Source organism: Actinomadura sp. 3N508 (assembly GCF_044326375.1).
Classification (GTDB): Bacteria; Actinomycetota; Actinomycetes; order Streptosporangiales; family Streptosporangiaceae; genus Spirillospora.
In genome coordinates this window covers 631826-646132 of the sequence record NZ_JBIRAX010000002.1, presented here as the reverse complement: position 1 = coordinate 646132, position 14307 = coordinate 631826, and the positions used below count along the sequence as shown (strand labels likewise).

The following is a 14307-nucleotide window of genomic DNA, read 5'->3' as shown; positions in this document are numbered from 1 at the left end:
TCCGGTGCCCGGTCTCGGGCGGCTGGTTCGGCCGCGTCAGGCATCGGGGCGTTCGGCCTCGCCTGAGTAGCCGTGCTCGGTTCCGGTCGTGAAGCCCAGCCCGGCGGGCGCGCCGATGCCGATGCTGATCGGCTCGGGTGCCGGTCCGCCGCCGCAGCATGAGCCGCCACCTGCCGCGGATTCGGCCGTGGATTCGGCTTGGGTCGCGGGCTCGGGCGCCAGTGAGGTGGAGCAGACGCCGGTCGCGGGCAGGTCGAGCTGGACGGTGTCGGCCGCCTCCCGGTCCCCGGCGAGCGCGGCGACGATGGAGCGGACCTGCTCGTATCCGGTGGCCATCAGGAAGGTGGGGGCGCGGCCGTAGCTCTTCATCCCGGCCAGGTAGAACCCGGCTTCGGGGTGGGCGAGGTCGCGTTCGCCGTGTGGCGGGACGGTCCCGCAGGAATGGAAGTTGGGGTCGATCAGCGGGGCCAGCTTGGCCGGGGCCTGGGTGCCGGGATCGAGGTCGAGGCGGATCTCGCGGAGCATGTCGAGGTCGGGACGGAACCCGGTGGCCGCGACCACGGTGTCGGCCGCGATCACGTGCTGCCCGTCCGGGGTGGTGCCGGTGACCTGGACGGCTCCGTCGCCGGTGGTGAACTGTGTGATGGTGAAGGCGCGGATCAACTCGATCTCGCCGTCGGTCACGGCTTTCTTGAGGCGGGTGCCGAGCGCGCCGCGGGCGGGCAGGCCGTCGGCGTCACCGCCGCCGTACAGGCGGGCGACCGACGCTCCGCGCACCGCCCAGGTGATGCGCGTGCCGGGCGCCGCCTTGGCGAGTTCGGCCAAGGCGAGCAGCGTGTTGGCAGCCGAGTGTCCCATGCCGACGACCAGCGTACGGCGTCCGGCGAAACGGTCACGGTCACGGCCCAGGACGTCCGGCAGCGGGCCGGTCAGATGCGCGGCGGCCTCGTCCTCTCCGGGCGCGGGCAGGCCGGAATGGCCGAGCGGGTTGGCGTGGCCCCACGTCCCGGACGCGTCGATCACCGCGCGGGCGGCCAGGTCTGTGACGGTGCCGTCCGGGCCGGCGGCCCGGACGAGGAGGGGCTGTTCGTCGCGGCCGATGGTGCGGGTGACGTCCATGCCCTGCCGGGTGACGGCGACGACGCGGGTGCCGGTGCGGATCCGTCCGGCCAGCGCGGGCACCTCGGCGAGCGGGGCCAGGTAGTCGCGGACCAGTTCGGCCCCGGTCGGGAGGGTGTCGGGGTCGGGCAGCCGCCAGCCGGTCGGCTCCAGGAGGCGGCGGGCGGCGGCGTCGGTGTCGTAGCGCCACGGCGAGAACAACCGGACGTGGCCCCACTCGGAGATCGCCGCCCCCACCCGCGGCCCGGCCTCCAGGACGACGAAGTCCAGCCCCCGCTCGGCCAGATGCGCCGCCGTGGCCAGCCCCACCGGCCCGGCCCCGATGACCACCACCGGCAGCCCGGTCGTGGCATCCTCGGCGCCGTTGACGCATCCGCAGCCCGCGTTCGTCTTGGCTTCTGTCACGGTGACCGCCGGATCCAGGGACTGCTCGGCATCGGTGCAGCAGCCGCCGACTCCGCAACAGGCGCTCTCGACCGCCGTCTCGGTGGTCTCCCCGGACGGCTTCGCCTCGCTCATCCTGTCTCCCTTCCCGCTCGGAAGAACTGCTTCGATGTTCTTCTAATCAAGCGCCAGTTTGCATCCGTGCATAGATGGATGTCAAATTAGAAGCATGTCGAAGTCGATCGTCCTGGAAGACGTCACCGCCCCGGTGTGCTGTGCTCCGCTCAGCGCCGCCGGTCTCGGCGAGGCGGAGGCCGTCGAGCTCGCCGCGGTGTTCAAGGCGCTCGCCGACCCGATCCGGCTGCGGCTGCTCAACATGATCGCCTCGGCGCAGGGCGGCGAGGCGTGCGTGTGCGACCTGACCGTCCCCTTCGAGCTGACCGCGCCGACCATCTCCCACCATCTGAAGGTGCTGCGCCAGGCCGGCCTGATCGACGGCGAACGCCGCGGCACCTGGGTGTACTACCGCGTCATCCCCGAACGGCTGACGCGGCTGTCCGGGCTGTTCACCCTGCCCTCGCGGTGATCTGGGCGCCGCACCGAACGTCCCGATCGAGGACGATGCGCGGCCGCGGTGCCGCGAGGGCCTCCGGGTGAGGTGAACCGGACGCCGGCGGGCTCAGCTCGCCACGCTGGCCGCGCGGCCGATGACGTAGCCGACCATGTCGCGGACGACGACGAGGTCCTTGATGTTCTCTTCGGCGATCTCCACGCCGAACCTGTCCTCCAGCGCGAACCCGAGCTCGACCATGGCCAGCGAGTCGAGACCGCGGTCGTCCACGAGGTGCGAGTCCAGCGTGAGGCCCTCGGCGGGTACGCCGATGATGTCCTCCACAATTTCACCGATCCCCTGCAGAACCTGTGTCTCGGACACTTCCATCAAACACCTCCGGGTTGATCGAGGGATCCCTGCCGCCACCATGAGCGGCGGTGGATGATATGCCGACAACTATGTACCGGCCGCCCTCGTCTAACAAGGTGTTGCCCACTTTTGTTCAGGGTGGCGGCGAAAATCTATAACCATTGATAGATGTGCTATATCGAATTGCATAGCCGTGGGTGGAGTTGGCTTTGTCGGCTCTTGTCGGCATTGTTTGTGGTGGCTACTATGCCACTGTCCGGCCGATGATCACTCGCCCTGGGGAGGTGACGGCAAGTGGATACCGTGCTGTCACCCGCCGGCGTGGGGGAGTACTCGGCCGCCGACATGCCCGCTTCCATCGAGATGTCCCGGCGACTGCGAGACACCGGTGTCTCCGCAGGTGACCGGGTGATGCTCAAGGCCGACAACTCGGTGGCCCTCGCCGTCGTGCTGTTCGCGCTGATCCATCTCGATGTCTCGCTGGTCCTGGTCGATCACCAGCAGACGGTGGCGGAGAGCCGGCGCGTTATTGAGCTGGCGAAAGTGGAATGGGCGCTGCTCGGCGAGGATATTCCCGCGCCCTCGGGGGTGCGGGTGATTCGTTTTGAGCGGCTGCTGGAGGGAAAGGCGCCCGCGGGGAGCGGGGCGGACGCCCTGGATCTCGGCGGATGGCGGCGCAGGCGCGATGCGTTGATCACTTGGTCGTCCGGGTCCACCGGCCGGCCGAAGGGCGTCGTGCGGACCGGTGAGGCGTTTCTCGGGAATATCGAACGCACCGGGAAGGCGATGGGCTATCGGCCCACGGATATGTTCCTCCCGCTGCTTCCGTTCTCCCATCAGTATGGGCTTTCGCTGTTGTTCCTGGCGCTGCTATCGGGTGCCGGAGTGCTGGTCGGCCCGTATCGCCGGCTGGGCGTCGTGCTGCGTGCGGCGCAGCGTGCGACCGTCCTGGACGCCACGCCCGCGACGCACCGGAGCCTGGTGTCGCTCCTGGAACGCAGACCGGAACTTGCGGAGCGGCTGCGGTCGGTGCGGTTGTACTGCACCGGAGGCGCGCCGATGGATGCGCGCTTCTCGGAACGGTTCCGAGAGGTGCTCGGGCACCCCCTGCTCGACGGGTACGGGAGCACGGAGCTCGGCAACGTCGCCCTGGCGACCCCGGAGACGCCCGTGGGGTGCGGTCACGCACTCGACGGCATCAAGCTCGGGATCCTGCGCGAGGACGGCCGTGCCGCGCCCGCCGGCGAGGTCGGTGAGGTCGTCGTCTCGTCCCCCGACATGATGGCGGGGTATCTCACGGCGGACGGCACCGTCGACCCGGCGCCGCCTCCCCCCTACCGCACCCGGGATCTCGGCTACCTGGACGATCGAGGCCATCTCTTCGTCCTGGGCCGCAAGCAGGCGGTGCACCGGCTCGGCCACACGCTCTACCCCGAGGCGCTGGAGCGCAGGGCGGAGGCGATCGGCCGGGCGGTCGCGGTGGTCCCGCTCGACGACGAGCGGCGCGGCTGCACGCTGATCTTCGCCGTCGAGGACCCCGAGCCCGGTGCCGAGGACGCCCGGACGTGGCGGCGGCGGATCGGCGCCCACCTGGCTCCCTACGAACAGCCCGACCAGGTGGTCGTCCTTGACCGGTTCCCGGTCAACCGCAATGGCAAGACCGACCGCACCGAGCTCCACCGCATCTGCCGGGAGGCGGTGTTCGGGCCGCCCGCATCGGCGGCCGGTGGAGATTCCCGTGCATGACCCCGTCTGGATACCTCAGCCGTGCCATGGCGCGGGAAGGGAACCGAGATCGTTATGACCAACGACAAGTACCAGCCGCCGCGCCGCCGGGTCGCGGTCACCGGCACCGGTGTGATCACTTCGGTGGGCACGTCGGTCGCGGAGTGGTGGGCGGCCCTGCTCGAGGGCCGCAGCGGAGCGGGCCCGATCACCGGGTTCGACGCCAGTGACCTGCCGGTCCGGTTCGCCGCCGAGGTCCACGGGTTCACCCCGCCCGAGGACTGGCCGCGCGAGATCGTCCGCCGCCTCGACCGGTCGGCGCTGTTCGCGCTGGCCGCCGCCGAGGAGGCGCTCGCCCAGGCCGGTTTGAAGATCGATCCCGCGCTGGGCGAGCGCACCGCGGTGCTGGTCGGCAGCAGCGACGGCCCCGACCGGTTCATCACCGAGTGCCAGATGCGGCTGCGCGACCACGGATACCGGAAGGTGCCGCCGCACTACGCGGCGACCGCGTCCGGCGGGATCGCGGGCAGCCAGATCGCCCTGTGGGTGGGGGCGGGCGGCCCGTCCGCGTCGATCAACACGGCGTGCGCGACGGGCGCGACCAGCATCGGCGAAGGGATGCGGCTGATCCAGCGCGGCGAGGCCGATGTCGTGATCGCGGGTGGCTGCGACGATTCCATCAGCGCCCTCAACATCGCCGGCACGGCCATCGCGGGTGCGCTGTCGCGCCGCAACGACGAGCCGGAGCGGGCCAGCCGTCCCTTCGACCGGGAGCGGACCGGCTTCGTGTACGGGGCGGGCGCCGGAGTGGTGATCCTGGAGGACGCCGAGCACGCGGCTCAGAGAGGCGCGACCATCCTTGCCGAGCTCGCGGGATATGGCGCCACCACCGACGCCTACCACCTCACGGCCCCGCACCCCGAGGGGCTCGGCGCCCAGCGGGCGATGCGCCTGGCCCTCGCCGAGGCGGGCGTCCGTCCCGGCGAGGTGGACTACATCAACGCGCACGGGACCAGCACCGTGCTGAACGACCGCATCGAGATCGCGGCGATCCGCGCGGTCTTCGGCGCGGACGCCCCCCGCATCCCGATCAGCTCGATCAAGTCGATGCTCGGCCACATGATCGGGGCGGCCGGGGCCGTGGAGTTCGTCGCGGCGGTCCAGACGCTGCGGACCGGGATGCTGCCGCCGACCATCAACTGCGACGACCCGGAGGACCCGGAGCTGGACTTCGTCCCGCACGTCGCGCGGCGGCACGAGCCGGACGTCGTGATGAGCGACTCGTTCGGCTTCGGCGGGCACAACGCCGTGCTGGTCGCCAAGCGATGGCCGGAGGCGACCATGACCGACCAGGATGGGGAGTGAGGGCATGAAGGGCGACTACGTCTCGCTGCGGCGCATGAAGGACGGCGACTTCGAGCTGCTGGCCGACTGGATCGGCGGGCGCGTCGGGACCTACGGTGCCGGCTCCCCGCACTTCATCCGCCCCGAGGACCTGAGCCGCGGCGCCGACACCTTCCTGATGGTCGTCCGCAACGGCGGCGAGCGGATCGGCGTCGTGTCGTGGCGGCAGCTGCAGTACGTCGGAAGCTACGAGCTGGGCGTCGCGATCGGTGACGAGAGCGCCTGGACGGACGGGTACGGCGTCGAGGCCGTGCTGCTGCTCCTGCAGTACATCTTCCACGCGCGCAACGCGCACCGGGTGGAGATGAAGGCCGGGCTCTTCAACCGGCAGCCGATGCGGATGGTCACCCAGGGCGTCATGGTCCTGGAGGGCATCCTCCGCGACTACTACTTCCTCGACGGCGAGTATCACGACGCGGTCGTGTTCTCCCTGCTCCGCGACGACTACTACGAGCTCGTCCGGACGCTGCAGCTCCAGCCGGACACCGTCCCGCAGGCGGAGAAGCGGGAGGCGTTCAAGGTCTTCCAGGAGTATCTGGCGAACCGGCCGCAGGACCATCTCTCCCTGCTGCTGAACCGTGGGGCCGGACTCGGCCACTAGGTCCGGGGCGCCGTGGATCGGCCGGGCCGGCGTGACGCCGGACCCGGCCGAGTCGTTCCGGGCTCCCGGAGCGGGGGCTATAGCGCGGTTCCGAAGAGGCGGCGGACGCCTGCCGGCACGTCGTCCTCTCGTGGCTGGACGGTGACGATGGCGAGTCGTCCGTCCGCCGCGGCTTTCCTCGCCTTCCGCATGGCTTCTCGTAGTCCGGCGTCGCCGGCCGGAGCCGCGTAGGTTCCGCCGAGGCCGGTGGCGATGGCGTCCAAGGGGAGGCGGGCCTGGAAGCGGGTCAGCTCGTCGGGCGCGCCCTCCTGCCCGCGCAGCCACCGGGGCCAGCCGAAACCGGCGTTGTCGAAGACGACCACGACGAGCCCGCGGCGCAGCTCGGCGGCGCTCGCGAGCGCCGGGAGGCTCATGGTGAGGGCGCCGTCACCGCACAGCACCACGGTCGGCCTGCCCGGGTCGGCCACGGCGGCGCCCAGCGCGGCGGCCACCCCGAACCCCATCATCGTCTGCTCGCCGGGGACCACGACGGACGTGCGGGCGCCGACGCTGAGCACCGGCCAGTGATACGACCAGAGGTCGTTCAGCCCGTTCTCCTGCACCAGCACCGCGCCGTCGCCGAAGACCTCCGCGACGGCGGCCAGCGTCGCCCGTACCGGGCTCTGGTCGAACGGCGGCGGCGCCGCGTGGTCGTCCAGCGCCGCCTGCCGCAGCCGAGCCGCCTGGTCCAGCCAGTTGGCGCGGTTCTTCCCGGCGGTCCGCCCGGCGCGGGTGGCGAATCGTTCGTCCAGCGCGGCGAGGGTCAGGGCGGCATCGCCCAGCAGCGCCTGGACGGGTTCCAGCGACGTGCCGAACGCCTCCGGATCGCAGTCCACGTGCAGCAGCCGTACGGCGTCCAGCTCGGGCCAGCCCATCCGGGCGGTCTCCTCAAGCCGGGTGCCGACGGCCAGCAGCACGTCGACGTCGCAGGTCACCAGGTCCAGCGGTGGGGTGAGATACAGCCCGGCCAGGCCGAGCGCGAGCGGGTGCCCCTCGTCGATCACGCCGCGTCCGGCCGCCGTCGTCAGGACCGGTGCCTGCCAGCGCTCGGCGAGGGCGATGGCGGCCCGTCCCGCCTCGGCCGCCCTGGCGCCGCCGCCGAGCAGTATCAGCGGCCGCTCGGCACCGGCGAGCAGTTCCGCGGCGCGCTCCAGCTCCGGTCCGGGCGGCAGCGCGCGCAACCGGCGGACGAGCCCGCCCTGGCCGGGAGGCGGCGCCGGGCGGTGCAGCACCTCGTCGGCGATCTCCACCACGGTCACGCCCGGCCTGCCGTTGACGGCCAGGTGCACCGCGCGGCGCAGCGCCCAGACCAGCCGGTCGGGGTCGTCGACGAGCAGGTGGGCCTTGGCGACCGGACGGGCCAGCGCCGCCTGGTCCACCTCCTGGAATCCGCCGCGCCCCAGGCCCGAGGCGGGGATGCGGGTCGTCACCACGACGACGGGCGCGCACAGCGAGGCCCCTTCGAGCAGCCCGGTGAGCGCGTTGGGGAACGGCGGCCCGGAGGTGAGGGCCAGCACGGCGGGCCGTCCCGACACCACGGCGTGGCCGACCGCCGCGCACGCGCCCGCGCGCTGGTCGCGCACGGCCACCGCCGCCAGGGCCGGGTCCGGCCGGCGCCGCACGGCGTCCAGCAGGCCCGGCTCGTCGGACGGAAGCCCGACCACCACACCGCAGCCGGCCTCCGCCAGCGTGGCCGCGACCAGGTCCCACACGCCGGTCATCGCGCGCCCTCCGCCCGGCGGCGCGCCCGCCCCGCCTCGGCGGACAGCAGCAGCGGCCTGGCCACCAGCTCCCCGCCGAGGTGGACGCTGGACGCCTGCGGGCCGTAGCCGCCGAACGGCTGGTTGCCGTCCTCGGCGTCGAAGGTGGTCTGGTCCCGGCGGATCACCGCGCTGCCGAGCAGCTCCCCGGTGAGGGCCGGTTCGCCGAAGACCGTGGCGTACATGCCGCGGTCGAGTTCGGCCGGGGTCTCCGCCCACTCCCGGATCTCGGCCACGTCGTCGTACGGGCACAGGCAGAAGATCGGGGCGAACAGCTCCGGCGGCGCGAACCCGGCGGCATGCGGCAGGACCACGATGCTGGGGTCGACGTGGCCCTCTTCCGCACGGACCTCCCCGCCGTACACCACATGCTCGCGGTAGGCGGTCAGGAACTCGGCCGCCCCCTGCACAGCGTCCTCGTAGACCAGCGGCGCGACCACCGTTCCCGGACGCTTCCGGTCGCCGACCGGCAGGCCGTCCAGGTGGTCACGGAGCAGGCCGAGCAGGGCGTCCAGCCGGGACCGGTGGACGAACACCAGATCGGTGCACAGGCAGTCCTGACCGCTGTTGTAGAGGCGGGAGATCAGCAGCGCCCGGACCGCCTCGGCGGGATCGGCGGCCGGGCCCACCACCATCGGGTTCGGACCCGAGCCCATGATCAGGAAGAGCGGGTCGGGGCCGACGCGCTCCAGCACGTTGCGGCCGTTGTCGTACTGGCCGGTGAACACGACGGCGTCCGCGTCGGCGCACACCTTCACGAAGTCGCGCTGCGACGCGTCGGCGAGCCTGATCCGGTCGCGCAGCCACGGGCGCCGGGCGAGCATCGTCTCGTGCAGCGCCAGGGCGGTGTCCCGGGTGCGCATCGACGGCCGGATCGCGACCTCGTCCGCGTACAGGGCCGGGACCAGCCCGAACAGCACGTACGAGTAGAAGACGTTGTTGGAGGGCAGGAAGACCGCGACCCGGCCGAGCCTGCCCGGGTCGCTCCGGGCGATCTCCCAGGTCGCGCCGGTCAGCGTGCGGACGGCCCGGTGCAGCTCGTCGCGGGCGGCGTCGTAGGGCGTGATCTCGGTGAGCACCTCCAGCAGCCGCCGCTGCGATTCGAGGCCGGCGGCGACCAGGTCCATGGACTGGTCGTGCACCTGCTGGAGGTCCCCGCGGGCCCGGGTGCCGGGCGTGGGTCCCGCCGGGCCGCCGGGCGGCGCGGTCGCGAACGCGTACATCAGAGCCTTTCCCCCCGGCGAAGGATCTCCTCGATCCGTCCGGTCAGGGCGTTGACGGTGGGGTGCTGGCGCAGCTCCACCAGCGGCAGCGGATGCCCGAGCAGGGACCGCAGCCCGCGCATGATCAGGATGCTCATCAGCGAGTCCATGCCCAGGTCGTAGATGTTCTGGTCGGGGTCGAGCGCCTCGGGGGAGGGAAGTTTGAGCACCTCGGCGATCACGGCCCTGACCTGGTCGTGGAGGCCGGTCCCGACGTCTGCGGGCAGTGGCGCACCGCTCTGTGCGGGTTCGGCGAGGTAGCCGGCGAGCAGGCTGGGCGGGCGGCTTCCGTCGGCCGTCCCGACCTGCGACCACTCGGCGTCGGCGATGACCAGCCGGCCGGGGGCGGCCCGGCCGTCCAGCAGCCCGAGCACGGCGGTGAGCCTGCGACCCGGCATCAGCCGGAGCCCCGCTCCCTCGAACAGCTTCTGCTGCGGGACCCCGGCGAGCCCCTCGCGCCACGCCCCCCAGTTCACGGTGTGCCCGGGGAGGCCGCGGGAGCGCCGGTGCAGGACGAGCGCGTCCTGGAAGCAGTTGGCGGCCGAGTAGGCGGCGTCCCAGCCGCCGAGCAGCGCGCCCAGCGCGGAGAAGCACACGAACCGCGTGACCTGGTGGGACTCGGCGAGCCGGTGCAGCAGGTGCGTGCCGGTGACCTTTGAGCCGAACATCGCGGCGAGGTGGTCCTCGTCCATCTGGTCGAGGGGGGTCATCGCGCCGGTGACGGCCGCCTGGTAGATGCCACGGAGCGGGGGGAGGTCGGTTCCGAAGCGGTCGCTCAGGGCCTGCATGGCGGCCTCGTCCCCGACGTCGGCGGCGACGCTGGTTATGGTGACGCCGCGGTCGCGAAGCTCCTGGACGATGGGGGCCGTGTCCGGGAGCCCGCGGCGCGAGAGGGCGACCAGATGCTGGGCGCCGAGGTCGGCGAGCTGCCGCAGCACGAGCGGGCCGACCCGCCCGGTCGCGCCCACCACCAGCTCGCAGCCGCCGGGGTCGATCGACAGCGGCGGACCGGACGGCAGCGCGCCCGGCATGAGCCGCGGCACCAGCCGGGTCTCGGCGCGATGGCAGACCTCGTCCTCGGCCGCCGGGGCGGTGATCTCCCGGCGGATCAGCTCGGCCGCGCGTTCCGCCGGGCCGTCGTCCAGGTCGATCAGGCCGCCGTGCAGCCCGGCATGGGCGGGCAGGAGGCTCCGCGCCGCGCCCCAGACCGCCGCCCGCGCGGCGTGCACCGGGTCCCCGGGGCGCGCCGCCTGGGCGAACCGGGTCACCAGCCAGAGGCGGGGGGTGTCCGCGCCTGCGGACGCGAGGTCGTGGACGAGCCGCCACGCCTGGAGGGTCAGGCGATGGGCGGTCGCGGGATCGTCGCCATTTTCGCCTTCGCCTGCGTCCAAGCCCACCGGCAGGACGACCCTGGTGCTGCTGCTCAGCGTTCCTAGGCGGGCGATCCGCTCCTCGGCCTCGGACGCCGTCAGGTCCTGGATCGGGACGACGCGGTGTTCGGCCCCGGCCTGGGCCAGGTCGCGGACCAGGGCGTCGGCCACGCCGGACCCATCGCTCACGATGAGCCAGCCGCCCTCATCGGCCGGACCGCCGTCCGGAAGGGGACGCTCCTGCCAGCCGACCGTGTGCACCCATGAGCTCGGCACCGGCCCGGGGGCGGGCTCAAGGCGGAGCCCTCGCAGCGATCCCCGATGGCCGTTGGCGCCGTCCAGCGTTGCCGACACCGCCAGCCCCGGGCCCGCGTTAGCGGGTTCGACCGACAGCAGGCGCGCGCTCACAGCGTCCGCGGCCGGATCCCAGGTGAGGGTGTCGGCGCCCACGGGCACCACCGCCCCGGAGACTTGTGCCTTCTCGGCCACCTCCGCCGCCAGGTCGTGGAGGCATCTGGCGAGTGCCGCCGCACGTCCGGCGCCTTCCGAACCGTTGCCGGTGGCGGGCTCCCCGGGCGCCCGGTGGATCCTGGCGGACGCGCGCAGCCGCCAGCCGTCCGTGCCGCCGTCCGGGGTGAAGATCTTCACACCGAACAGGGTCCCGCCGCCGTGATCCTCTGGGGTCAGGGCGGTCTGGATGTCCGCTCGCTCGCCCGGCTGGAGCGGCTCGTGGACGCAGAGGTCGCGCGCCACGGCGGCGTGCAGTCCGGCGGCTCGTGCGGCGGCCAGCGCCATCTCCCCGAACATGGCGAGCGAGACCGTTTCCTCCGGCAGGCCGGAGCTTCCGTCCGTCCATGCTGGATCGAGCCGGCCGTGCCAGAGATGGGTTCCGGGGCTGATCGCTGGCTTCGTGCGCGCGCCCAGGAGCGGGTGGGCCGCCTCGCTGCTCGTGAGGCTCGGCACCGGCTGCGGGGCGACGCGCCCGATCGCGGCACCCGCTGCGCCCGCGTCGGGTGGCGACGACCTCCAGTAGCTGCGGCGATGCCAGACGGTGGTGGGGAGCGGCGCGACGCCGCCACCAGGGAACAACCGCTCTCCCGGGACCGGCAGGTGGTCGCAGCACAGCGCGGCGAGCTGGGCGAGCATCGTGGCCTGCGCGGGCTGGTCCCGCCGCAGGGTCGGCAGTACGAGCGGGTCGCGGACCTTGGCCGCCTCCAGCGTCGACTCCAGCGCCCATTTCAGCATCGGATGCGGGCTCACCTCGACGAAGACCTCGTGCCCGTCCTCGGCCGCCGCCGTGATCGCGGCGGACAGCCGGACCGGCTTGCGGAGGTTGTCCGCCCAGTACGGTCCGTCGAAGGACGGCGTCTCGCGCGGATCGTCGGTCACCGTCGAGTAGAAGAAGGGGCGGCCCGGCGGCTGCGGCTCGGTGGATCCCGGGCCTAGACCGTCCAGCGCGGTGAGCACCTTCTCGGCGAGCGGGTCCATCAGCGCGGTGTGCGACGCGACGCCCATCGGGAGGGACCTGGCGGGGACGTCCCGCGCCTCGAAGTCGGCGATGACCCTTGCGACCTCGTCCGGACGTCCGGCGATGCCCGTCAGCGAGGGCCCGGCCAGCACCGCCACGCCGACCGCGCCGGCCACGCCCAGCTCGGTCAGCCGGGCCGCGACCTCGCCGGGCGGCGCCTCGATCGACCCCATGGCGCCCTCGCCGTCCACGTCCGCGATCACGTGGACACGGCGGCACAAGATTCTGGCGCCCTCCTCGGGGCTGAGGGCACCCGCGACGACCGCCGCGGCCGCCTCACCCATCGAATGGCCGATCACCGCCGCCGGCTCCACCCCGTAGGACCGCCACGTCGCGGCGAGGGCGACCTGCATGGAGAAGATGAGCGCCTGGATCTCCGCGAGCGCGGTCGGAGGGCGGCCCGCCGCCAGCGTCTCGCTCAGCGAAAGGCCCACCTCTTCCTTGATCACCGGTTCCAGCTCCGCGATCGCCGCCGCGAACGCCGGCTCCGACTCCAGGAGCTCGCGGCCCATCTCTGGCCACTGTGATCCGTGCCCGGAGAACACCCAAACCGGCCCCTGGCGACGCTCCCCCCACCGTTGCGGCGCCACGACACCCGGTGTGGCGCGCCCCGCGGCCAGGCCGCGCAGCCCCGCGACGAGTTCGTCGCGACCGGCCGCCACGACCGCCCCGCGATGCCGGACGCCCGCCCGCCGGGCCAGCGTCATGCCGATGTCCGGCAGCGGGACGCCGGCGCCGGGCCCGTCCAGCCAGTCCGCGAGAAGGCCGGCCGACTCGGCGCACCGTTCGCTGTTCCATCCGGAGACCAGGTACACGCCCGCACCGGACTCGGCGCCGGCACTCGATACGGCTGCGGGCCCGGCCTCCAGGACGACGTGCGCGTTGGTGCCGCCGAGCCCGAACGAGGAGACCGCGGCCCGGCGCGGCTCGCTCGCGACGGCGGTGGCGGGCCACGGGACCGGCTCGGTCGGCACGAAGAAGCGGCCGCCGTCCGCGTCGATGGCCGGGTTCCACTTGGTGAAATGCAGGTTCGGGGGGATGACGCCGTGCTGGAGCGCCAGCACGGACTTGATGAGCCCGGCGATCCCGGCCGCCGCCTCCGTATGCCCGATGTTGGTCTTGACCGCGCCGAGCGCGCACGGCAGGTCGCCGGTTCCGTAGACCCGGTCGAGCGCCTCGAACTCGATCGGGTCGCCGAGGTGCGTGCCCGTGCCGTGCGCCTCGATCAGCCCGACTGAGGCCGGTGGCGCGTCCGCGTATTTGAGCGCGTCCTTGAGCACCGCCGCCTGGGCGTTCGCGTTCGGTGCCGTCACGCCTTGCGAGCGTCCATCGGAGTTGACCGCCGAGCCGCGCACGACCGCCAGCACGCGGTCCCCGTCGCGCAGCGCGTCCCCGAGGCGTTTCAGCACGACGACGCCGCATCCCTCGCCGCGCACCATGCCGTCCGCGGCGGCGTCGAAGGACTTGCAGCGGCCGTCTGCGGCGAACGCCCCCCACTGCCCGATGGCCTCGTGCGTGGACGGGTTCAGGATCATGTTGACGCCGCCCGCCAGGGCCAGGTCGCTCTCCCGGAGGCGGAGGCTCTGCGCCGCGAGGTGCACCGCCACGAGGGAGGAGGAGCAGGCCGTGTCCACGGCCGTGCAGGGGCCGTGCAGGTCGAGGAGGTAGGCGATCCGGCCCACGGCCACGCTGTGCGCGTTGCCCGTGCTGCTGTAGGCGTCGATCTCGGTCGTGAGCTGCTGGTAGTCGGTGTGGTAGATCCCGGCGAACACCCCCGTCCGGCTGCCCGCCAGCGAGCCCGGTCCGATACCGGCCCGCTCCAGCGCCTCCCACACGGTCTCCAGGAGCATCCGCTGCTGCGGGTCCATCGCCTCGGCCTCGCGCGGCGAGATGCCGAAGAACGTGGCGTCGAAGCCGCTGACGTCAGTCAGGAACCCGCCTCGCTGCGAGGCGGCGGAACGGTCCGCGGACTCCCAGCGGGTGGCCGGGACATCGGTCACGGCGTCGCGTCCCTCGACGAGCAGGTTCCAGAACGCCTCGGGGCTGTCCGCTCCGCCGGGGAAGCGGCACGCCATGCCGACGACCGCGATCGGTTCGGCCGCGATCGTCCCGGCCGCGTCCGCGAGCCGGTCCGACAGCGCGGCGAGCTGGTCCTCGGACAGATCGGTGAGCCGTTCGGTGATGCCTGTCATG

Annotated in this window: 9 protein-coding genes; 4 read left to right on the top strand and 5 right to left on the bottom strand. The window is 73.0% G+C overall.

What is annotated here, in order from left to right; genetic code table 11:
- Positions 1-36: 36 nt before the first annotated feature.
- Positions 37-1638 carry an FAD-dependent oxidoreductase gene (locus ACH34S_RS09210; RefSeq protein WP_395952050.1) on the bottom strand — a complete coding sequence of 534 codons (1602 nt, stop codon included), beginning with the start codon at positions 1636-1638 and terminating at the stop codon, positions 37-39.
- Positions 1639-1732: 94 nt separating this feature from the next.
- Here ACH34S_RS09210 and ACH34S_RS09205 point away from each other — a divergent pair, with 94 nt between their 5' ends.
- Positions 1733-2089, top strand: a complete 357-nt coding sequence (locus tag ACH34S_RS09205; RefSeq protein ID WP_395952049.1) for a metalloregulator ArsR/SmtB family transcription factor — start codon at positions 1733-1735, stop codon at positions 2087-2089.
- Positions 2090-2182: 93 nt separating this feature from the next.
- Here the strand turns inward: ACH34S_RS09205 and ACH34S_RS09200 are convergent, their stop codons facing one another.
- Entirely contained in the window at positions 2183-2437 is a 255-nt protein-coding gene (locus ACH34S_RS09200) for an acyl carrier protein (RefSeq protein WP_395952048.1), read from the bottom strand.
- A gap of 282 nt (positions 2438-2719) precedes the next feature.
- On the opposite strand from ACH34S_RS09200, the gene ACH34S_RS09195 reads away from it, so the two are divergent.
- Genes ACH34S_RS09195 through ACH34S_RS09185 form a run of 3 tightly spaced genes read left to right on the top strand, consistent with a single transcriptional unit; the run spans position 2720 to position 6155 of the window.
- Positions 2720-4171: a class I adenylate-forming enzyme family protein gene (locus ACH34S_RS09195; RefSeq protein ID WP_395952047.1), complete on the top strand. Its 1452-nt coding sequence runs from the start codon at positions 2720-2722 to the stop codon at positions 4169-4171.
- Positions 4172-4225: 54 nt separating this feature from the next.
- A complete protein-coding gene (fabF, locus tag ACH34S_RS09190; RefSeq protein ID WP_395952046.1) occupies positions 4226-5515 on the top strand; it encodes a beta-ketoacyl-ACP synthase II in 1290 nt (429 codons plus the stop codon).
- Positions 5516-5519: 4 nt separating this feature from the next.
- A complete protein-coding gene (locus tag ACH34S_RS09185; RefSeq protein ID WP_395952045.1) occupies positions 5520-6155 on the top strand; it encodes a GNAT family N-acetyltransferase in 636 nt (211 codons plus the stop codon).
- Positions 6156-6232: 77 nt separating this feature from the next.
- On the opposite strand, the gene ACH34S_RS09180 is transcribed toward ACH34S_RS09185, so the two are convergent.
- Genes ACH34S_RS09180 through ACH34S_RS09170 form a run of 3 tightly spaced genes read right to left on the bottom strand, consistent with a single transcriptional unit; the run spans position 6233 to position 14306 of the window.
- Positions 6233-7915 carry a thiamine pyrophosphate-binding protein gene (locus tag ACH34S_RS09180; RefSeq protein WP_395952044.1) on the bottom strand — a complete coding sequence of 561 codons (1683 nt, stop codon included), beginning with the start codon at positions 7913-7915 and terminating at the stop codon, positions 6233-6235.
- Entirely contained in the window at positions 7912-9177 is a 1266-nt protein-coding gene (locus ACH34S_RS09175) for an aldehyde dehydrogenase family protein (protein WP_395952043.1), read from the bottom strand. Before ACH34S_RS09175 ends, ACH34S_RS09180 begins: the two co-directional genes overlap by 4 nt.
- Positions 9177-14306, bottom strand: coding sequence for a beta-ketoacyl synthase N-terminal-like domain-containing protein (locus tag ACH34S_RS09170; protein ID WP_395952042.1), 5130 nt, complete (start codon positions 14304-14306; stop codon positions 9177-9179). Before ACH34S_RS09170 ends, ACH34S_RS09175 begins: the two co-directional genes overlap by 1 nt.
- Between the last annotated feature and the right edge of the window lies 1 nt (position 14307).